The following is a 21,584-nucleotide window of genomic DNA, read 5'->3' as shown; positions in this document are numbered from 1 at the left end:
AGCTTCAATAACACTGTAGTTTTGTTCTAAGACTAGCTTTGCAGCGTCTAAACGAAACTCAGGGCTAAAGTTCGGTCGTCTTGGTTTAGTCATTGATTCACCTGTTTTATCTATGAGATGAGTGTATCACCTCTAATTAGGTGGCCAAATTCACTATGCCACTACACTAATCCCAAATTGAGTGAAAGCTGACTAATAGACACCATATTATTTGACTTAATATATTTTAACGCTGAGTCATGTATATCTGTGAGCATTGAACCAGTATAGCGGTGAAGAATTTTGAGGTTGGCAAGAAGTACTGAATGGCGTATTTGCTTTTCAGAAATCAATAGCAGCTTATAACCTAAATTATTATAAGCATTACGCTTCAAAATAAACTCTTCTCGAAACTCTATAGAGTTAATGATTTTAGCAGGTTTGACTTCGATGTATTCAATTTCGCCACTTACCTTAACAACTTTAAAGTCTGGCGTGTAACGATGAACTTTATTGTTCATTTGGTATTCAATGCCGGTAGGCTGAGATTCAAACGTAACTATTGATGGTGAAAACTCTAAATGAAAGCACGCGTCAAATTCTAATGCACTTTCACACAAAATAATGTGATGATTTTTTTTGCTAGCAAACTTAAAGATATTTTTATTGGGGCTTGGCTTACGAAGGTTACGATTGTACATAGCTCAATCCTGTAAGTTGTAACAAAATAACAACTTAAAAGTAGGCTATGTCAAGGTAAAGTGCAAATTTGTCACAGTAAACTGCAAATTTGTCATTTTATGCTTCAATTTACATAGAGGAAATTAGGTGGCATCTCTACCAGCCGCACCTCGGCACACAAGTCCATCGCTGTGGCTGCTTCCTTCCGGACCTGACCAGATTCACGATTTATTGTTGCGAGGGGACCAGCAGAGACACCATAAAGGGGCCTGTTGACCTTGGGGCGAGATTATACGCGGCCAATTTGAAATATCAACCGCCTTCTTATGGTTTTTCAAATACTTACCTTCATTGCAGGATATTCGACTCGCTCGACATAGTCTTGCTTGTGATTCCTCTGCTATATCCTGCTTTTTAATTAGGGTAAGATACGCGCCATCAGATTTAAGGAGTAGCAAGTTGAAGCTATTTGTAAAAAACCTAACGCACGTAGATTTTTCCTACTACGATGCAGAACGCGGATTGTTGGGTGAAAGCTGGCAGGCAGACATTGTCCTGACTGGTAAATTAAACGATGAAAGCATGATTTGCGATTTCAGCATCGTTAAAAAACAAATTAAGAAATGGCTGGATGACAACATAGATCACATGCTGGCTATTCCGGCTGAACATCCAAGCAGCCAACTCATTAAGTTAGAGAATAACCGCGTGTCCTTTCAGTTCGATCATGAAGACGGTCGACATTTTCGATGCGATGCACCATCACAAGCCATTTGCTCATTACCGTGCCAGCAAATTACGCCTTCTTTAGCAGCAACTTGGGTAGAGCAACAAATTCTCGATCTGTTACCGGCTGAATTGGAAGCGGTCAGTATTCGTTTCACACCAGAACCGATAGCAGGTGCTCAGTACCAATATAGCCATGGTTTAAAGAAGCATGCCGGTAATTGTCAGCGGATCGCTCACGGTCATAGGTCGACCATTGAAATCTATCGCGATGGCAAGGCAGATACCGCTTTGGAACATGATTGGGCCACACGCTGGCAAGACATCTATTTGGGCACCCAGGAAGATTTGCAAGAAATCGTCGACATTAATGGTCGACCACACCATTATTTCAGCTATACCAGCCAACAAGGCTTGTTTGAACTCACCATTAATAGTCAACAAGTCTATATGTTGGATTGCGATACCACGGTGGAATCTTTATCTGCTCACGTCGCTTATGTATTAGCACACGAACATGTTGGCAGCCTCATTGAAGCACATGGTTTTGAAGGCATAGGCAAAGGCGCCATTTCTGAATATAAGGTGACAAAATGAGTTTAAAAGCATATGAACAGTTGGCCAAAGGCGAGCAATTGCCATTGGACACAATATTAGCCAATTTAAAAACTGACGATGCAGGGTTAATTGCGGCCATAGCTCAACAACACGATACGGGTGAAGTCTTGATGTTGGCTTACATGAATGAGAAATCGATTCGCGAAACCTTAGAAACAGGACAAGTCTGCTACTGGTCACGCTCCCGCCAAACCTATTGGCGCAAAGGCGAAAGCTCAGGTCACCGCCAAACGCTGGTTTCCATGTCTTTTGATTGTGATGGTGACTGCATTTTATTGCAGGTAGACCAAAAAGGCCCTGCTTGTCATACCAATCGCCGAGATTGTTTCTTTTTTAAGGTCGATGGGGATCACGTCATCATCGACTCTGCACCAGAAAAATAATCTGAGAATCCACTAGACAGATTGCACCAAATCAGGGCATAGAAAAAGGCCATCGTAACCATTTTATGCCCTATTTTTAGCCATATTGTTTTCTCGCCACCTAACTAAGCTCAAATCTTTTCATATTCTTTTTGTTTACACACTCTTACCATCTTGCCTAACGCACTTCTAAACGCAATAATAACAAAAAATTATAAAGCAAAGGCTTTAACCAAAAGGCCTCCCTTCTCTACCGCTCCCAAAAGGAGAATGAAACGCAGTGAATAACAAACCGCATTTGTATCTGGACGTAACGTTAACTGGCATAAGGATTGCTCACCTCACTACAAAGACAACTCAGGAGCAACCATGCTAAATTTGTCCGTACGCACCAAAATCCTTTCCCTCATTGCCCTATTCTCCATTGTCATCATTGGCTTGAGTATTAGCTCGGCACTATCCAGTAAATCCGTCTCTTCTGAATTGCAAAGTCTTTCCTCGCAAAGTTTGCAACTGGTGAAGCATCTGGAAAAAAGCCGCCAACTACTATTACAACAATCCGTTGAATTTGAACGAGGCTATTTCCAAGTATCGATTGCCAAATCGATGGGAGGTTATGGTACTGAGCTGATCGCTGAATCGGAAGAAAAATTCAAGGCCTATACAGATGAGCTACTGACCAGCATTGATAGCGTAAAAGGCATTCTAAACGAGATGCCAGAAAATGATGGACTGACGACACTATTAGAGCACATTGATCTATTAGAAGAGCAACAAGCAACCTTCTTGAAAGCCAGTACCGAAACCTACGGTTGGTGGATTAAACTGAAAACACTGCAGGCTAATAAAGCTCGCCGAATTGCTGACGCCAGCCTTGAAAGCGTAAATGCTCAGATGGAAATTATCATCAGCTCCATCAATGAATACAGCAATCAAGTGGCCGACAATCAAAACAGTAAATTGGACCAAACCATCTATGCTAGTGGTGGTTTAGCAGCATTACTCATCATGATAGGCGTCACCATCAGTTTGTTAATCGTCAATGGCATTTGTCGCCCGCTTATTAAAGCGGTTCGTCGCGCAGAAGGTATTGCCTCTGGGGATTTATCGCAAGAGCCAGTTAACAGTAAACGTAAAGACGAAATCGGCATGTTAGAAACCGCTATGGACAAACTGGTTGTTCAACTTAGCAGCATTCTTCACGATGTTGCCAAGTCCAGTGACATGCTGACCAATGCCGCCAACGACCTGAATCGCATCACAGATGAATCTTCAGACATGGTGGATCGTCAACAAGAAGAAACGCAATTAATTTCTCAAGCCATCAATGAAATTCAGGCCACTGCAGTCCATGTTTCGGAATCCACAACGGATGCCAGTAATGCGGCTCATGATGCAGAAACTGCGGCTAATGAAGGGGCAGAAATTGTCACCAGAACCATTAACAGCATTCAAGAATTGGCAGAAGAAATCGCCGGATCGGCCAAAACGATCAATGAGTTGCAAGTGAACACCAATGAAATCAGCAACATTCTTAATGTGATTTTAGGCATTGCAGAACAAACCAACCTGCTGGCCTTAAACGCAGCGATTGAAGCCGCACGCGCGGGTGAACAAGGCCGAGGCTTTGCCGTCGTCGCTGACGAAGTTCGTCATCTTGCGCAGAATACTCAGGATGCCACTCAACAGATTGAAAAAATGATCACTCTGCTACAATCAGGAACATCTTCTGCCGTTGCCGCGATGACATCAAGTCATCAACGCTCCACTAATGCCGTAGAGCAAGTGAAGCACGAAGAAGAATCGTTATTAAACATCAATCAGTCGGTGTCTAAGATTCGGGAAATGAACGACCGCATTTCAGCTACTGCGGAAGAGCAAGCCTCTGTTACAGCTGAGGTGAACCGAAATGTGTCGAACATCACTAGCATTACAGAAAAAACCACCAACTCAATTCATTCAATCAGCCAATCGGCTGGGCAGCTGGCTGATTTGGCTAAACAACTTTCAAACAAAATCAGTTACTTTAATGTCTAATCATTAAAAGACCTGCAAACAAAAAGGGGAAACAGGTTGTTTCCCCTTTTATCTTTCTATACTTTTAAGCGTCTTGCAGTCAGGAGAACAATATGTGTCGTTGGATGGCCTATCAAGGGGAGGAAGTTTACCTTGAGTCATTGTTATTTGAACAAGAACATTCACTGGTTCACCAAAGTTTAAGCGCGAAAAAGTCCGAAGTGACAGTCAATGCCGATGGCTTTGGTTTAGGTTGGTATGATGAGCGCAGCGAACCAGGCTTATATCATGAAATACTGCCTGCATGGAGCGATAGCAACCTGAAAAGCCTAGCAAGGCACATCAAGAGCGGTCTTTTTTTCGCTCATGTCCGTGCTTCTACTGGCACCGCCACCAGCCGCTCTAACTGTCACCCATTCAGCTATAAGAACTGGCTGTTCATGCACAACGGACAAATTGGTGGTTATGAATCCATTCGTTATCAGTTGGATCGACTGATTCCAGAGTCTCTCTATGGTGAACGCCAAGGAGCGACCGACTCCGAAGTGATTTTCTTATTGATGATTGCCAATGGTTTGGAGCAAGATCCTGAACAGGCCATTGCGGATACTTTGGCACAGATTCTCGATCTAATGAAACAAAAAGACATTCAAGAACCTTTGAGGTTTACCTCTGTGGTATCCAACGGTGATGAAATGATCGCCATTCGCTTTTCCAGTGACGAGCAAGCGCCCAGCCTCTACTGCAAAGCATTTGATACTCATATTGTCATTGGTTCAGAACCGTTAGAGCTCTCTAATCAAGGCTGGACATTGGTACCGGCAGGACATATTGCGAAAATCAAAGGCAATCAATATCAGATTCAAGCGCTACCCGATCTAATGAAATTGAGCGCTTAGCGCGCTCAATTTCATTTCTGATCTTCAACCTTATCTGAACAACCACTTTTTAGTGCTTGTCTTCTCGATAAGCATAAGTGGCATCAAATCGCGATTGAATCCAATCTCCCGCTAGAACTTTTTCATACTTAGCGGGCTTACTTTCAGACTGACAGCTTGGCACACAACTCACTTCCGTCTCATAGTCAGGCTCAACAAAGAATGGAAAAGAATAACGATGCACATCCGGTAAAGAGGCCCGCACACGATGAGCGGTCGAGACATATTCGTCGTTTGTCCAGTGTTGCATTAAATCACCAATGTTTACCACCAAAGCATTCTCTATTGGCGTAGCATCTACCCACTCACCATGGCGATTTTTCACTTGTAAACCACCCGTCTGATCTTGTAGCAACAAGGTCACACAACCATAATCTGTATGCGCGCCAGCGCCATTATCATGAGCCGCTTCAGGACGTGGCGGATAGTGAATCATGCGCAGCACAGTGACGTGATCAGTAAAACAGCGAGTAAAGAAGTCGTCTTCTAGAGACAAAGCCTGAGCCATGGCCGTCAATAATTTTTGCGCCACCTGAAACGTCTCGATGTAATAGTCTTGCAAGACTTCAACCGTCGTCGCATCACTCGGATTTTGATTTGGTCCATACATGGTCGGGTATTTCGATACCAAAGGATGATCTGTTGGAAAATCCAACGCCATATCAAAGGTTTCTTTCCAGTCCGCATGAGTCACTTCATCAAGCTGTTCTTCGCCAATGTTGCCATAGCCTCGGTGATTCGGGCTGTTTTTGATATCAATGGCATTTTTAACCTCTTGAGGCTGGTTAAAAAAACGCTTTGCCTCGCGCATCAAGGCCTTCGTCAAAGACTCAGGCACTCCGGTGTTTGTTAAATAGAAAAAGCCAATTTCACGACAAGCCTTATCTAAGGCTTTCACTTCTGGTAAGCGTACTGAATCACTTTCATGAGTTAATTTGGCTAAATCTATGAGTGGAATGGACATATAACGTCTCCTGCTACGGATTAAGTCCGTGAAGAAAGCTTCACTAATTTCGTGTGTTTTGGGTTAAAACGCTTCAACCCAGCTTCGCCAAAATCAACAATAATCATCTGCCTATCGTCCTCTTCTTGTCGGACAACTACCCCTTGACCAAACTGATCATGGCGTACCTTGTCCCCCGGCTTGAGTCGACCTTTGCCTGCCACTTTATGGCGAAAAGTCACATCAGGGGAAGGCTGAACAAACGCCAAGTAGCGCTGAAAAACAGAGCCTTTTTCGGTGTCAATTACATCGCCATTGCGAGCTTGATACCAAGCATCACAAATCTGGCTGACCGCATGAGGCTGAGCCTCAAATATAAAGCGGGATAATGACAAAGATTTTAAACCGGCTCGGGGAATGCTCCCCAGCTTCATTTGTTTGTTCTCTTCCGCACTCGGCGTTTCCAGTAGCACCAGTTTCTGACGTGCTCGCGTCATGGCTACATAGAATAGACGCCGCTCAGCAGCCAATTCGTTGGCTGCTTGCTTGTCGATCGCACTCAAGTCTTCTTCATAATAGGGAAACCGACCTTCCTGCAATCCACACAAAAGTACTTGCCCAAACTCCAAGCCTTTGGATTTATGGATCGTCATCAGATGCACACCTTGTGCCACATCAGACTGACTTTCGTTGAGGCTGGCAAGTTGTTGTAAAATGCTCGCTGCATCACCACCTACCCCTCGAACGTAAGCAATGAAGGCTTCGCAGGTGGCGATTTTTTCCTGCGCCTGTATATCTTTACTACTGGTACTTTCGAAATAACGATAAATGCCCAATTTTTCCAGCGTATGCACCAAACCTTGTGCAGGATCTTTGCGATATGCACTCAAACTGCGCAACCAATCCGCTCTTTCATACAGCTTTCTCGCGCGCCAACCATCACTCGCATCGGCCATGTTTTCAACAATCTGTGGCAACAAATGCGGCGACTGTTTCGCTTGCTGAATCAACAGTCGTCGTTGCGCCACCGCACCGCCTAAACTGGGTACCGTCAACAGATATTCCACATCGTCCGGATGGAAAAAGTGATTCGCTGTTTCCAAGCCACCCGCCATAACAGCTAGATACGCCATCAACATACGGATTTGGCGGTTCTCTAATAAGGGCGAATCCCCATGCAACTGATACGGCACAGCTTTGTGCATCAGAGCCAATTGCACCGGTACCATATCACTGTATAAACGTACTAAAACAGCACAGTCAGTTAAAGGTTTACCCTCTTCAACCCAAGCTTTTAGTTCCCCTAATAAGGCTTTACCTGTTTTTGGCGATTTGGCAAAAGACACCCTTGTCCGCTCACCCAATCCCACCACTAGAGATTCTGGGTCATTCTCACTGATCACACTCGACGCCATCAGTCCAATGGCATGACCAAAGCGAAAACTGGTACTCAATGGATAGGTTACTGTGGTGCCAAACTCCGTATCAAATTGACGCGCCATAATATCAGGGCTAGCACCACGCCATTCATAAATGCATTGCTGCACATCACCAACAATCATCCACTGACAAGGCGCTGGGTAAAGTCGTTTTAACAATTCATATTGGCAAGGATTAATGTCTTGAAACTCGTCAATCAACAAATATTGAAAGTTTGGCACCAAGGCACGCACACGCTGCAAATCTGACTCAGGTAAATCGCTAACCAATTTATAAGGGTCGCTTAACAAATCCGCAAAAAAACGTATATTCTGGCGCTGACGCAGCGCTTCTAATTCTTCGAACAGAGACACAAAAAAGCGTCGCTCTTTCGACCAGCCCAGTTGTTCAAACACATCACTTGCTGACAAGTTCGACGCTTTTACTTGATCAATAAACAGTAATACGTCTTCCAACCACTCTTTCTCATCTTGAATGGTGATTTTTTCACCGCGCTTTAACAGCCGCGACATCGATTCTCGCAACAACTTGATTAAGCTAAAATCGTCTGTCAGCAACTTCGCGGATTGCAACCAACCTTGCTGCTCTAAACGGCGACAAAAGCGCATACCAAAAGCGTGAAAGGTCATCACACTCGGTGAGCGAATCCCTTGTGGCAGGAGTCGCTGACTCAGACGTTGAGAAAATTCTTCTTGAGCACTTTTGTTAAACATAAACACGCCAATTTGCGACGCATCTATGCCTTGCGATAACAAATACTCAATACGCGATATGAGTGTCGTGGTTTTACCCGCACCCGCCACCGCAATGACTTTAGCAGGCTGCTGCAAATCATGGTGGACAACCGCCAATTGCTCAGAAGTCAAATTAAGAGGCTGGGTAGAAAATGGGGAATCGGTCACAATAACAGGCCTAGTCTTCAAATAAATGACCAATCTCACGGTGAGCAAGGTGTTCTTTGCCCGCTATCTTAGCAATGGATTCACCACACATCACCAAACGGCGCTGCACTCTGGCAAAAAACACACCGTTCGCACGCGACACCAATGGGTAATGCGACGCTTCCACATCATCGTCTAGTAAGTTCACCACCTCACCAATCACTTCACCCGCTTCCACAGACTCGCCGATGGCTTTGTGATAACAGACAATCCCAGCACAAGGCGCTTTCACCAAATCCATGGCATCTAATGGGTAATAGTTAACAGCCGACACATCCGGTTCAGCAACAACACCTTGTACTATGTCTCTATAGATTAAGTAATCGTACAAAGCCTGAGCGTCTTGGTCTGCGAACTCATGACTAATGTCATTTTCCCCTCGCAACTCTAGAGTCAAAGAGCGGCAGCCCCAAGGAATTAAATGCGCATAGTGAGCTTTTAACGAGCGCCAAACACTCACATTGGTCTCATCAAACGAAGCGGCACCGGTTTCCAGTTCAGACAGACCCACAGTCGAATTTAAAAGCCCTAATAAAGGTTTGAAATAGTCTTCAAATTCTTGCGGTACATAAGCATGCATACAAGCTTCACCAGAACAGTGCAAATCAATCACTTCATCCGCGTCCATCGACAAAGCCAACAAGGTCTTTTTCATCCCTTGTAACTCCGTCATTTCTGGTAACAAAGCCAATTCTTCACGAATCGCTTGACGCACTATGGATACATTCGCTTCGGTTTCAGCGGCCACATCTCCCTTAATGCGCTTCTCTACTTTTTCCCCTAACCGAGGCCAGTTACGATTAAAATTGCCACCGCCATCAGAAAAAGCAAAACGACCAGGAATATAGCCATGGAAATTCTGCGCCAAGCCAATCGGATTCGCCACCGGTACGATAATCACTTCACCCTTAATCAACCCAGCCTGCTCGGCTTTTTTCAACCTGGCGATCAGCTTATTCAACACTAGAAAACCGGGCCATTCATCGGCATGAAGTCCAGCTTGAAGGTAGACTTTAGGACGAGCGCCGGCCTCTCCGAAATGATGCGCTTTCAGTACTCGTTGAGTACCGGGAGAAGCACTGGGTAAGACGTGAGAATAAATTTGGTAAGACATACAACCTCGAACTTGATGGAGCACTAAAATAATAACCTTGGCTCACAAAATAAATTCGTCCATGTTACGCTAAATCGCCGTGTTAATAAAAACCAAATACTATAATAAAATCAGTGTAATAAATGGCTCATGTGATACGTCTAAACACTAATAGCACATTAAACATGTGACATTCACCACAACAATCAGGAGCACAGAGTGATCAAGTCCATCCTAGCCGCCTCCATCAGCAGCGCTTTATTATTTACATCCCCAATCACCAAGGCTGATTGGCAAGACATACAGCAAGAAGCTCAAGGTCAAACCGTCTATTTCAATGCCTGGGGCGGTGCAGACAACATTAATCAATACATTCAATGGGCCGCCGATCGTATTGAAGACCAATATCAAGTCACCTTAAAACAAGTAAAACTCACCGACACGGCCGATGCGGTGAATCGTGTGTTAGCCGAGAAAGCAGCAGGACAAGACACACAAGGCTCTATCGATCTTATCTGGTTAAATGGCGAAAACTTTCGCGCCATGAAAGGCAATCAACTCTTGTTTGGTCCTTTTAGCCAAGCTTTACCAAACTACCAAAACTATGTTGATGAAAATGCCCGCCAGAGTTTGACTCAGGATTTTGGTACTCAGGTAGACGGCATGGAATCCCCTTGGGGCATGGCACAAGTCATTTTCATGTACGACACCGCCACACTGTCAACACCACCAAAATCCATGACTCAGCTATTGGCTTACGCTCAGGCCAACCCAGGACGCATTACTTACCCTGAGCCACCACAATTTCTGGGTTCGACTTTTTTGAAACAAGCACTTTACGAATTGTCTCCCCATCGCAAAGCCTTATCACAGCCAGTGGATCAAGTAGATTTCAAAAAAGTCACCGCGCCACTCTGGGCTTATTTAGACCAATTACACTCTGTGGCTTGGCGCCGCGGTCAAAACTTCCCTTCTGGTGCTGAGGAAATGATGCGCTTACTCGATGACCAAGAAATCGATGTAGCACTGAGTTTTGATGTCTCCGCCGCATCGGTACAAATTGACCAAGGCAATTTGCCAGATACGGTTCGCTCTTATGTGTTCCAAGGCGGCACCATAGGCAACACTCATTTCTTAGCCATTCCATACAACAGTAGCGCCACCGCAGGCGCGCAAGTGGTAGCCAATTTCTTACTCTCACCAGAAGCTCAGATCCACAAACAAACGCCGACGGTTTGGGGCGATTTAAGTGTCTTATCTTATGACAAACTCAGTGCGGCAGATCAGCAAAAGTTTGATGATTTACCGCGCGGTATCGCCACGTTATCCATTGAAGAGCTTGGGCAAACCCTACCCGAACCTCACAGTAGCTGGGTAAGTGCACTCGAGACAGAATGGCGCAAGCGTTATGCGAATTAATGCCACTAACTTATAAACGGACTCGCGTGTTGAGAAATGCCATTTCATCAACACGCTTTTTTAAAATTTTTTGATCTGGAAAGCCGCTGCTTTATGCCTACCAAATACCGTAAAATGACCACTGGGCTGATTTGCGCTTTGTTACTACTGCCCATTTTTGCGGGACTGGTTGGCACCTTACTACCGGCTTTTCACTATTTTCCACCGCTGGGTGAAACCGAGTTTTCTTTCACCCCGTGGCAAAACCTGTTCAGCAATACTGAGTTTTTCGCCAGTCTCAAGCTCACGCTGATCACCGGCATTCTGGCCCCGATTATGGCGCTCTGGTTGGCTCTGGCATTATTGGCTTGGGGCTATGAAAAGCCGTTTTTCAGACCCATTGAAAACCTTCTCGCGCCTATTCTGGCCATTCCTCACGCAGCGATTGCAATCGGCTTGGTGTTTCTTCTCAGTCCATCTGGCTGGTTAGTACGCTTATTCAGCCCATGGCTCACCGGTTTTGAACGACCACCGAACTGGATCAGTGTGCAAGACCCTTATGGGCTCTCACTCATTTTCGCCTTGGTTATTAAGGAAATGCCCTATTTGCTCTTCGTCATGTTGGCCAGCATGAAGAGTATTCAAGCACGCGACAGCCTACAAGCATGCCAATCACTAGGTTATGGTCGTTTTACCGCTTGGCGTAAGGTTTTGATTCCCCAACTTTACCCTTTGATCCGTTTACCTTTGTTTATCGTCATTAGCTTTAGCCTAACGGTGGTGGATTTGGCATTGATCATTGGTCCAAATACCCCTTCTACCCTAGCCGTGACCTTGTTCCGCTGGTTTAATGATCCTGATTTAACGATGCGATTTAATGCCAGCGCAGGCGCCATCAGTTTAATGCTGATAATTATCGTCGTGCTCGCCGGCTGGGAATTAAGTCATCGACTCTTAGCCAAGCTGACTCGCGCAGAGCGAAGTAACGGCAAACGACGCGGTTTATCCGATCATCTGCTATCTATTGGCACCATATTGGCGTGCTTCAGTTTGTTGATTGGTCTGCTGGCTCTGGTCATACTACCCATCTGGTCTCTGACCAAACGCTGGCGCTTCCCGGATGTTTTCCCCGCCTCATGGACATGGGACAATTTAGAACGTGCAGCGCCTTTATTAATGGAATTGACCAACAATACACTACTCATTGCACTGGTTAGCACACTACTCGCAAGCATCATTAGCCTGGCCATGTTAGAAATCAAACGCGTGAGTCATGGTTCATCACAGCCTTCATCGCATGCCTTTGATTGGCTCATCTATGTACCAATTTTGTTACCGCAAATTGGCTTTTTATTTGGCCTACATGTGTTGTTAATCCACCTCAACCTAAACGGTGATCTCATCGCCGTGATGATGCTGCATTTTTTATACGCGTTACCTTACGTCTACCTCACACTAAAAAACCCGTATTTGGCTTACCATCAAGCCTATTTAGAACAAGCAAATCGACTCAGACCCTGTGTTTGGCGTAATTACCTGACGGTTAAACTGGCCATGCTTAAACCGGCTTTGTTCACCGCTTTCGCCATTGGCTTTTCAGTCAGCGTGGCGCAATACCTTCCCACTTTGATTGCTGGTGAAGGACGTTACAGCACCTTAACCACTGAAGCGGTAACACGGGCGGCTTCTGGTGACAGAAAACAAGTGGGCAGCATGGCGTTGTTACAAACTCTGTTTCCTATTTTCGTGTTTTGGCTTGCGTTAGTGGTGCCACCACGCTGGACGAAGTGGCGGCTAGCGTTTAAATCTCTCTTTATAAGGACGACTCGTGCTTAGTGTAAATCAGTTCTCATTAACCCTAGGTCAACAACCTCTAATCCAAGACCTAAGCTTTCAAATCCAGCCAGGAGAAGTCTTGTCGATCATGGGCCCCAGTGGCATAGGGAAATCCAGCCTATTACACTTTTTAAGTGGCACCTTAAACAGTTCGCTTAACGCCAGCGGCCAAGTGTTCTTAGACAAGCAAACCTTACAAGATCGACCAACGAATAAACGCAAAGTGGGATTGTTACAACAAATGCCACTGCTGTTCCCTCATATGAGCATCATTGAGAACTTACTCTTCGCCATACCCGCACACATTCCGCACAGAACTCGCCAACAAAAGGCACAACAAGCGTTAGAAAAATTGGGCATTCCAGACAAAGCCAACGCCTTGCCATCAGAACTTTCTGGGGGACAACAAGCGCGTGTCGCCTTACTGCGAACCTTATTAGCCGAACCGGACTACCTATTGCTGGATGAACCCTTTAGCAAACTCGACCCTGCCTTGCGACGTGACGTTAGAGCCTTTGTATTAGAACAAATTCGCCAATCGAATATTCCAGCACTGCTGGTCACACACGACCCAGAAGACGCCAAAGCCATGCAGGGGCCATGTTTAGATCTAAAACCCTTTAAAATGAAAAATTAGCATTGTTTACGCATTGATACCCTGATCCAGAGGCGATAGTGAGATACGCTAAAAAACACCATATTCGCCCAATATCGTAGGGGCATCCGAAGGAGAGCAGAATGAGTACCGTACTGAATCACACCGTTAACAACATTCAAGGCGAACCAGTCGATTTATCCCGCTACCAAGGCAAAACATTGCTCGTCGTCAATGTGGCCTCTAAATGTGGCTTAACCCCTCAATACGAAGGCTTGGAAGCACTTTACAAACAATATCATCAACAAGGTTTTGAAATTTTAGGGTTTCCCGCTAATGACTTCGCGGGCCAAGAACCTGGTTCTGATGAAGAAATTCAACAATTTTGCAGCCTCACCTACAATGTGACCTTCCCAATGTTCAGCAAACTGGTTGTCACGGGCGAAGAGAAGCACCCTCTATACAAGGATTTAATCAAAGCGGCCCCTATCACACCAAACCGCGGAGCCATGGAAAGCATGCTTAAGCAGCACCAAATCGAACCGACCGCCGCCCCAGAAGTGGTTTGGAATTTTGAAAAATTCCTCATCACAAAACAGGGCGACATTAAGCGCTTTGCACCGGACACCGCACCAGATAATGAAACCCTAGTGAGCGCCATCGAAGCGGATTTATAGAAAGCTTTGCCTCTCCCCCTAAAAAAGGCAGGAATACTCGTATTCCTGCCTTTTTTGTTTCACACCTTCCCTAGCTTACAAATTGCTCTGCCCAAAAGGCGACAGGAGAAGCAATTAATATGGTCAATGCCACACGCTGATACCACACCATTAACATTTGCTTAATGTTGAGCGGAATATCTGTCGACAAAATACAAGGAATGGAAGCGGAGAAGAATAGAATCGATGAAATCGACACAACACCCACCACGAATTTCACCACAAACACGCTTTTCGCTGCGATTAAGGCGGGCAAGAACATCTCAGCTAAGCCGGTTGCAGAAGCAGACGCGACCATCATAGGATCTGGCAGCTGTGCAATCCATGCAAACGGATACAACAAGTAACCCAACCACTCGAAAATTGGAGTATATTTAGCCAACAACAAGCCCAATAAACCAACAGACATAATGGAAGGCAGAATACTCATCGCCATCACCATGCCTTCTTTCAAGTTTTTCCAAATGTTCGTGCCAATACTATCTGCCTGAGTGGCTACGTCTACCCCTTCGATCAAGGCCTGCTTAAATCTTGAATGCTCAAAGTTTTCCGTTTCTCGGTTGGCTGCGGTATCGTCCATTTTGCTAAGCGGGAAAATTCGCACTGTGATAGCGGTTACTACAAAAGTAATGAGTAATGTCGACCAAAAAAATACATTCCAAACTGACATCAAGCCCAATGTTTTCGCAACAATCACCATAAAGGTGGCCGATACCGTCGAAAAACCGGTTGCTATAATAGCGGCTTCTTTGGCCGAATATTGACCTGATTTATAAACGCGATTGGTGATTAGCAAACCAATCGAATAACTGCCCACAAAAGACGCCACCGCATCAATAGCAGATTTACCAGGGGTTTTAAACAAAGGTTTCATGATGGGTTGCAACAACACACCGACAAATTCCAACAAACCATAGCCGATTAAAAAAGCTAAGAATACCGCGCCAATCGGCACAATAAGCCCAACAGGCACAACCAATTTGTCGAATAGGAATGGCAGCATGTCTTTCTCAAACAAGAAATCTGGCCCCATGGACAAAAATGCCATAAACGCCATCACAACACCCAGTAATTTCAGTACAGACAAGACTTTCTGTGTGGTAGAGGTTCGCCAATTCCCTTTATAAAAAGGGTAAAGCCCACCAGCGACCACGGCAAGTAATGCGTAAAGCTTAGCCAACTCTAGATGATCACCACGAATCCAAGAAACGATGTGATCTAACGGGATGGTTTCCTTTCCTGAAATTTGGATAGGGACAAAAAAGAAGAACAGACCAATGGCACTAAACACCACTAGCTTAATCAGTGAGGACCAAGACAACTCTTTCGCTTTAAGATCGCTCGTATTCATAACGGATTTCCTTTAAAAGTGATCATTCACATCAAGAAAAGCAAAAACCACACCAATTTGTATATACAACCAAAAGAGGTAAATTTTTGTCTTATTTCTTAATAGAACAATCGTATTTATTTTTGTTTTTTTACTTTCAGATTGGTTTTTAACATGGATTAATCGCACAAATAAAGCGCAAAAAAGAATTTCTTGCACTATTTGGTATCTTTATAGGTTTAATAATACGGCAGTGTTTTATTTACAAGAATATTAAGAAGGACAAGATATAAACTTCAATGTATATACATTAAGTGATAAATTTTTGAATCAATGAAGAATAACGCGCCAACACATTACCTAGGTGAAAGTTCGTCACGACTGGCGGCTTTATGGGGTGCTGAGCATAAGATCGTATTAGATTAGCCGCACTGCTGGCTTCTGTTTGCAGATCATTGAGATGACTTTGATACAAGAATTCAGCACCAAACAATTCAGGATACACTTGGCGATTAGGTAAGACGGGGACGCAGCCTACTGCCACCGCTTCCAGTACAGACAGACCTTGAAACTCATGTAACGCAGTTGAGAGAAAAAGGTCTGATGACGCTAATATGGCAAAGTATTGATCTCGACTTTCAGCGTAACCAAACTGTGTAATACGGTGTAAAAACTGATGCTGTATTTGAGTAAAAATCTCCGGCACAGTCCGAAACTGCTCCCCCATGATGGCCACTTCATAGTCCAAATCTGTTGTTTCCAATGCTTGTAAAATTGCAAACAATCGCTCTGGACCTTTATCAAACTCCCAACGCGCTGACCAAGCAATTTTCAGCTTAGCGGACTCTGTGGAAGTGTCATCATGACAATCAGAGACAAACGGCTGGTTAAACATAGAGCCACTCGGCGACTCAATAGGCACAGGAATGACCTGTGAATTCGTTTCTGTGCTCGCTAACCAATCAGGTGACACATAGTCAGGCAGTTTCTTTAGCAGCGCCTTCGCCCCTTGAAAAAAGGACGTTTGATTGAACACACTATTAAACACACAAAGATCCGCCGCCAAAGCGCTGTATAAGGTCACCATTTGCATCTCAATCAAACCTTGCTGGTTATCACTGGCAGGATAAGCAAACTGATTTTCATGGAAATATAGAATCCAAGGAATGTTTTGTAAATCAGGGCAAAACGCTTTTAGCCCAACACAATCCGTCATTGAGGTCGCAATGACCAAATCATATGGCTTTTGTAATGCTTCTTTAAACTTAGGATCGAAAGCAAAACTCATGGCATTACCACGGATACGCCACGCAAAATGGCGAGCTGGTAGCGAGATATATTGCCAATCATGTTGATTAAGGCCGCTCATTAACGCATTGGCCCAAGCCTTATGACTGCTCGCTTCGTAAGCACTGATGATTAAAATTCGCACAACGGGACCATTTATTTATTCGGTTAATAGAAACACACCATAAGACGACATGCTTTGCGTCTAGCTCAATCAAGGCTGGTCGCTTATCATGTAAGAAAGCAACAACGTCTTTAAGGACTCACATGATTATTCAGCGTCACGACCAAGATATTATCACGCCAACCGGTACAATGCGTTGCACCGTCTATCGACCTCAAGCGGAAGGCCGCTTTCCTTGCATTATTTTTTATTCTGAAATTTTCCAACAAACAGCCCCGATTGCTCGTTCTGCCGCCATCATGGCCGGACACGGTTTTGTTGTCATCGTACCTGAGGTGTTCCATGAACTGAATCCGATTGGCACCGTTCTCGGCTACGATGACGAAGGTAAAGACAAAGGTAACAATGATAAATTCACTAAGCCTCTGGAATCACACGACTCTGACACCGTCGCTATGCTAACCCACTTTGAGCAGCAAGATTATTGCACCGGCCAATTCGGCAGTATGGGAGTGTGTCTAGGTGGTCATCTAGCTTATCGAGCTGCTTTAAACCCTCGTATCCAAGCGGCTTTTTGTCTATACGCGACCGACATTCACTCCAACACCATTCCTTGCCAAGAAGGAAACGATTCCTTTACCCGCACGAACGAAATACAAGCAGAATTAGTCATGGTTTGGGGGAAGCAAGACCCTCATGTACCGACTGAGGGACGAAAGAAAATTTATCAACAATTGATCGATACAGACCGATTGTTCACTTGGTACGAAGTGAATGGTCAACATGCCTTTATGCGCGACGAAGGAGACCGATACGATCCTGCATTGGCTCTAGAATATTACGGCAAAGCTGTCGCGCTATTTCAGCGTGGATTAAACAAAGCGGTTTAACAGAAACAACGTGGTGAGCTTATTGCTCGCCACGCCATGTTGGCGTTAAGGCGCATTCACCAAGCTCACCTGAGACCCACATTTCACCATCCTGAATAGTGACGTTTAATTGCATCGAACGCGCACATATTTTGGCCAGCGCTAGCACTTGATGCTCTGGAAATTGCAACACTCGCAGGTTATCAAAACGGCTATTTTTACCTCGATTCTGTTCCCACCAAATGTCTGATTTGTCATTGTAATTCACCACCACAACCTGCTGTGCACGACCACAGGCTTTACGCAAACGCTTTTCATCTGGCTGACCCAATTCCACCCAAAGCAAAATTTCATCGGAAAAATTCTTCTGCCAAAGGTCAGGCTCCTCTTCTGTGCTAATGCCTTTTGTAAAACTTAATTGCTCATCGCCTTCTTTTTCATCGGCCAACAAGGCAAAAGCAGCAAGTCGTACCATCATCCGCTCTTCCGTTTCGGACGGATGCAATGCCAAAGTTAAGTCATATCCTTGATAGTGATGTCGATCCATGTCAGACACCTGTACCGAGGCTTTGTACACCGTTGCTTTAATAGCCATAATTACTTCTCAAATAGGGACAGGGAAAATTGCGGTGCATTGTACAGCAAAAATGCTGACCACACCTTTTTATCGCGAAAAGATGAAATATGTTATTTCGATATAATGGTTTGACATAAGGTAAATAATAAGGCTCAATCAAGAAGCTCAAAGAGCAAAATTACCTAAATGGACCAACAGATACTAAGGAGAAGCAAGATGACCACATTCATTCTGAATAATCACCGAACTTCTTCTATGGCAACTTGTAATAAACAAGTTCGATCAACCTCAATCTGTTCGCGTTCAATGCCTGTGTAATTTTACTTCATTGACCGCGGAATTTACGCGGTCACTCCTACTAAAAACCTCGTAAGTTCCGCCTTAATTTTTATTATTTTGGAGAAGACTTATGAGTATCATTGCTTTATTCAACGCCGCTAAAGACTATTTAGAAGCCCGTCGTACGAACCAAGTGTTCCGTCATCTAGATGACCACTATTTAAAAGACATTGGCTTCTATCGAGATAATGGCCGTATTCGCCCCATAACTGGCGCAAGCCATGATGAAAATGAATTGCAGCAAAAAAACATCATACCGCCTGGAGAACAACCGAGCGACAGCTAGTAAAACCGTCGCATTAGAATGACCTGATGCGACGGTAAACACCTAGCCATGACGGCGTAAAACGCCTTTCCCTCAACGCAGCGAAAGGCGTTTTTTCATTGGCTGCGCCTTTCATGGTCAATCAATAACTCAGTCTCACTCACCTCACCCTTCGTTGCCAACGCCGTTAAGCGGATATACTTTGCTGGACACCTATGATGAATGTGCAGCCAGTTCCAGACATGAGATTGATTAACTCCTAATATTTTCGCTAATCCAGTTTGACTCCCTACTACTTCGACTGCTTTTGCTATCGCTGACATACTACCTCCTTATATACAACCTTTACTGTATCTAAAAACAACTTATATTGTTTGTCAAATACAGATAAAGTTGTAACTATCATCAGATGAGCATTTCAAAACGTGTTAAAGAAAAACGGATAGAACTGGCACTGACTCAAGTAGAGTTAGCCAAACGTGTCGGCATCACACAGCAATCATTGCAGAAAATCGAAGACGGCCGAACCCAAAACCCACGTAAGTTACTGTCCCTTGCCAAACAGCTTCATTGTGACCCAGAGTGGCTACTATCGGGTCACCTTGATGAAGTACGTGAAAAGCACACTCAGTATAATCAGCAACTCACTGAGCAAATGCGTCCACTATTAAATCAAGACGCACTATTGGAAAAGCAAGACCTGAGCATGGAAAAAACCATGCTTGAAGCCCCAAAAAATGCATCATTGAACGCTTTTTGGTTTCGAGTAACAGGCGACAGTATGAGCAACTTGTCTGGCTTAAGCATTCCCGAAAACTACCTCATTTTAGTTGAACCAGAAACCCAGCCACAGCATGGCGACCTAGTGCTGGTGAAATTGCATACCTCACAAGATATTACGTTTAAGCAACTGGTAATGGACGCTGGAAATCGCTATTTAAAGCCTCTTAATGCCAATTATCTTCCCGTGCCATTAAATGCTGACATGAAGATTATCGGTGTGGCAACAGAAGCCAAACGACCACTTCGCTAAGCCACTGGTAAGAATGAACAAAAACAAACAACAAAAACTGTTGACCACAATACAGTTTTAACTGTATTTTTAAACAGTAGTCATAAATAAAGGAATATCATTATGCTAGTAGTCACTCGACGACCAGGTGAAACCATTAATATTGGCGACGATATGGAAGTCACTGTACTCGGCGTACAAGGTAACTATGTTCGAATTGGAGTCAAAGCACCGCGTAAAATCAGCGTGCACCGTCACGAAATTTATAAACGCATACAAGCCGATAAAGCTAAGATGTTAGCCGCCCAAGATGAATCCACATAGTTTCAAAAAAATGGAAAATAGCTTCTCATTGAAAATTACAAACAAAGAAGCATTTTCCTTTAAAACATAGAAAAACATCCAGCCTAATCGGCTCGATGTTTTCCGTTAACTAGACGTGACAATCGCTTTATATTGATGAATCCATGCCGATTCATTAATAACTGGGGAAATCAACGTATTCTATACAATAAGAGAATCAATCACTCTTCTGTAGAAGGCTTTTGCGTTTTAAGTTCTCTCTCAACAATATGTGAGAAAAGCAAATAAGCTGAACCGATCAGACCATCCATTGATTCTCCAAAGCGACTGCGATTGAAGTACAAAAACTGATTGTTTTGAACAGCAAAAAGGTTTTTCCATTGTGGGGACTCTCTAAATTCTGCCGTATCTTTGCGGCTGTTCAGCAAAGGCTCATAGGTATCAATAATGATATCCGCATCCATATCACTAATACGCTCAAGACTATAATTAATCCCTTGTTTTGCTTTGAGATAACCTTCTGGTCGACCCAAGCCCATATCATCGATTACCTCATCCAAACCACCACGACCAATCAATTGGAAATTGTCTTCATAGACTTCCAATGTAGTCACGGTAATGTTTTCTGGGTGTGGAATAAGGCGCTTAAATTCACTGATAATCCAATGATATTCCCTTTGCTGATCTTTAAAACGAGCGGTTTCGCCAACAATGTCCGCCAGTTGACCCGCCCATTCTTCTATCGAAGTTTCATTGGTTGGCAAAATAACAACGGGGGCAATATGGGATAATTTTTCTTTAAACTTATCCTGATAAGACAAGCCTACAATTAAGTCTGGATTTAACGCTGCGATTGCCTCTTCGTCTGGTGCCTTATGACTCCCGACATAGGCAAGATCTGTCGTGTCGAAACGATGCTGAACGCCTCGAAAATAGGGCTCAGACCAAAAGCGTTTTCGCGCAACAGAGCCACATGGGCGAATTCCAAGCTCGTATAACTGTATCGTCAAACTAAAATCATGCAGAGAGACAACACACTTTGGGTTAACTGGCACTTCAACTTTGCCAAACTGATTCTCAAACGTGCGCATCTCTGCAGAATGCACCGAGACACTCACAATACTTAGCACGCCAATAAATAACATCGACACTCGCTTAAACGCTCTCATAACTCTTCCTTTCACCTCGATAAATAG

The 21,584-nt window shown here is 44.3% G+C and carries 21 protein-coding genes and 1 other RNA gene; 12 read left to right on the top strand and 10 right to left on the bottom strand.

What is annotated here, in order from left to right:
• Positions 1–161: 161 nt before the first annotated feature.
• A complete protein-coding gene (locus DFP76_RS13935; protein ID WP_113875227.1) occupies positions 162–680 on the bottom strand; it encodes a TnsA endonuclease N-terminal domain-containing protein in 519 nt (172 codons plus the stop codon).
• A 134-nt stretch (positions 681–814) separates the two neighbouring features.
• Positions 815–911: signal recognition particle sRNA small type (gene ffs, locus DFP76_RS13930), an RNA gene on the bottom strand.
• A 208-nt stretch (positions 912–1,119) separates the two neighbouring features.
• Between ffs and DFP76_RS13925 the strand changes: the two genes are divergently transcribed.
• The 4 genes from DFP76_RS13925 (at position 1,120) to DFP76_RS13910 (ending at position 5,281) form a co-directional block, all read left to right on the top strand.
• Positions 1,120–1,983: a 6-carboxytetrahydropterin synthase gene (locus DFP76_RS13925; RefSeq protein ID WP_113875226.1), complete on the top strand. Its 864-nt coding sequence runs from the start codon at positions 1,120–1,122 to the stop codon at positions 1,981–1,983.
• Complete coding sequence (gene hisI / locus DFP76_RS13920) at positions 1,980–2,387, top strand: phosphoribosyl-AMP cyclohydrolase (protein WP_113875225.1); 408 nt, start codon at positions 1,980–1,982, stop codon at positions 2,385–2,387. The genes DFP76_RS13925 and hisI overlap by 4 nt, the downstream gene beginning before the upstream one ends.
• Before the next feature lie 348 nt (positions 2,388–2,735).
• Complete coding sequence (locus DFP76_RS13915) at positions 2,736–4,403, top strand: methyl-accepting chemotaxis protein (protein WP_113875224.1); 1,668 nt, start codon at positions 2,736–2,738, stop codon at positions 4,401–4,403.
• A 92-nt stretch (positions 4,404–4,495) separates the two neighbouring features.
• Positions 4,496–5,281 carry a class II glutamine amidotransferase gene (locus tag DFP76_RS13910; protein ID WP_113875223.1) on the top strand — a complete coding sequence of 262 codons (786 nt, stop codon included), beginning with the start codon at positions 4,496–4,498 and terminating at the stop codon, positions 5,279–5,281.
• Between the two features lie 49 nt (positions 5,282–5,330).
• Here the strand turns inward: DFP76_RS13910 and DFP76_RS13905 are convergent, their stop codons facing one another.
• Genes DFP76_RS13905 through DFP76_RS13895 form a run of 3 tightly spaced genes read right to left on the bottom strand, consistent with a single transcriptional unit; the run spans position 5,331 to position 9,758 of the window.
• Entirely contained in the window at positions 5,331–6,284 is a 954-nt protein-coding gene (locus DFP76_RS13905) for an isopenicillin N synthase family dioxygenase (protein WP_113875222.1), read from the bottom strand.
• Positions 6,285–6,304: 20 nt separating this feature from the next.
• Complete coding sequence (locus DFP76_RS13900; RefSeq protein ID WP_113875221.1) at positions 6,305–8,605, bottom strand: ATP-dependent helicase; 2,301 nt, start codon at positions 8,603–8,605, stop codon at positions 6,305–6,307.
• Between the two features lie 10 nt (positions 8,606–8,615).
• A complete protein-coding gene (locus DFP76_RS13895; RefSeq protein WP_113875220.1) occupies positions 8,616–9,758 on the bottom strand; it encodes a succinylglutamate desuccinylase/aspartoacylase family protein in 1,143 nt (380 codons plus the stop codon).
• A gap of 198 nt (positions 9,759–9,956) precedes the next feature.
• On the opposite strand from DFP76_RS13895, the gene DFP76_RS13890 reads away from it, so the two are divergent.
• The 4 genes from DFP76_RS13890 to DFP76_RS13875 all read left to right on the top strand — a co-directional run bounded on the left by DFP76_RS13890 (position 9,957) and on the right by DFP76_RS13875 (position 14,243).
• Positions 9,957–11,156, top strand: coding sequence for an ABC transporter substrate-binding protein (locus tag DFP76_RS13890; protein WP_113875219.1), 1,200 nt, complete (start codon positions 9,957–9,959; stop codon positions 11,154–11,156).
• Positions 11,157–11,249: 93 nt separating this feature from the next.
• Positions 11,250–12,971, top strand: coding sequence for an ABC transporter permease (locus tag DFP76_RS13885; RefSeq protein WP_113875234.1), 1,722 nt, complete (start codon positions 11,250–11,252; stop codon positions 12,969–12,971).
• Complete coding sequence (locus tag DFP76_RS13880; RefSeq protein ID WP_113875218.1) at positions 12,964–13,608, top strand: ATP-binding cassette domain-containing protein; 645 nt, start codon at positions 12,964–12,966, stop codon at positions 13,606–13,608. The genes DFP76_RS13885 and DFP76_RS13880 overlap by 8 nt, the downstream gene beginning before the upstream one ends.
• Positions 13,609–13,709: 101 nt before the next feature.
• The gene (locus DFP76_RS13875; protein ID WP_113875217.1) at positions 13,710–14,243 is read left to right on the top strand and encodes a glutathione peroxidase; all 534 of its coding nucleotides are present in this window, start codon (positions 13,710–13,712) and stop codon (positions 14,241–14,243) included.
• Positions 14,244–14,313: 70 nt separating this feature from the next.
• On the opposite strand, the gene DFP76_RS13870 is transcribed toward DFP76_RS13875, so the two are convergent.
• Both DFP76_RS13870 and DFP76_RS13860 read right to left on the bottom strand, forming a co-directional pair.
• Complete coding sequence (locus DFP76_RS13870; protein ID WP_113875216.1) at positions 14,314–15,633, bottom strand: YjiH family protein; 1,320 nt, start codon at positions 15,631–15,633, stop codon at positions 14,314–14,316.
• 289 nt (positions 15,634–15,922) lie between these two features.
• Positions 15,923–17,044 carry a tRNA-queuosine alpha-mannosyltransferase domain-containing protein gene (locus DFP76_RS13860; RefSeq protein WP_113875214.1) on the bottom strand — a complete coding sequence of 374 codons (1,122 nt, stop codon included), beginning with the start codon at positions 17,042–17,044 and terminating at the stop codon, positions 15,923–15,925.
• Positions 17,045–17,166: 122 nt separating this feature from the next.
• Here DFP76_RS13860 and DFP76_RS13855 point away from each other — a divergent pair, with 122 nt between their 5' ends.
• Complete coding sequence (locus DFP76_RS13855; protein ID WP_113875213.1) at positions 17,167–17,913, top strand: dienelactone hydrolase family protein; 747 nt, start codon at positions 17,167–17,169, stop codon at positions 17,911–17,913.
• A gap of 19 nt (positions 17,914–17,932) precedes the next feature.
• On the opposite strand, the gene DFP76_RS13850 is transcribed toward DFP76_RS13855, so the two are convergent.
• Positions 17,933–18,487 carry a YaeQ family protein gene (locus tag DFP76_RS13850; RefSeq protein WP_113875212.1) on the bottom strand — a complete coding sequence of 185 codons (555 nt, stop codon included), beginning with the start codon at positions 18,485–18,487 and terminating at the stop codon, positions 17,933–17,935.
• Positions 18,488–18,878: 391 nt separating this feature from the next.
• Between DFP76_RS13850 and DFP76_RS13845 the strand changes: the two genes are divergently transcribed.
• Complete coding sequence (locus DFP76_RS13845) at positions 18,879–19,094, top strand: hypothetical protein (protein WP_113875211.1); 216 nt, start codon at positions 18,879–18,881, stop codon at positions 19,092–19,094.
• Between the two features lie 95 nt (positions 19,095–19,189).
• On the opposite strand, the gene DFP76_RS13840 is transcribed toward DFP76_RS13845, so the two are convergent.
• Positions 19,190–19,396: a YdaS family helix-turn-helix protein gene (locus DFP76_RS13840; protein ID WP_113875210.1), complete on the bottom strand. Its 207-nt coding sequence runs from the start codon at positions 19,394–19,396 to the stop codon at positions 19,190–19,192.
• Positions 19,397–19,482: 86 nt separating this feature from the next.
• Here DFP76_RS13840 and DFP76_RS13835 point away from each other — a divergent pair, with 86 nt between their 5' ends.
• Entirely contained in the window at positions 19,483–20,106 is a 624-nt protein-coding gene (locus DFP76_RS13835) for a LexA family protein (RefSeq protein WP_113875209.1), read from the top strand.
• 102 nt (positions 20,107–20,208) lie between these two features.
• Entirely contained in the window at positions 20,209–20,409 is a 201-nt protein-coding gene (csrA, locus tag DFP76_RS13830) for a carbon storage regulator CsrA (RefSeq protein ID WP_113875208.1), read from the top strand.
• A 200-nt stretch (positions 20,410–20,609) separates the two neighbouring features.
• Here csrA and DFP76_RS13825 read toward each other — a convergent pair whose 3' ends face one another.
• The gene (locus DFP76_RS13825; protein ID WP_220150998.1) at positions 20,610–21,557 is read right to left on the bottom strand and encodes an ABC transporter substrate-binding protein; all 948 of its coding nucleotides are present in this window, start codon (positions 21,555–21,557) and stop codon (positions 20,610–20,612) included.
• Between the last annotated feature and the right edge of the window lie 27 nt (positions 21,558–21,584).

This window comes from Marinomonas aquiplantarum, assembly GCF_003314975.1.
GTDB classification, from domain to species: domain Bacteria; phylum Pseudomonadota; class Gammaproteobacteria; order Pseudomonadales; family Marinomonadaceae; genus Marinomonas; species Marinomonas aquiplantarum.
This window is presented reverse-complemented; position numbering and strand designations above follow the sequence as displayed.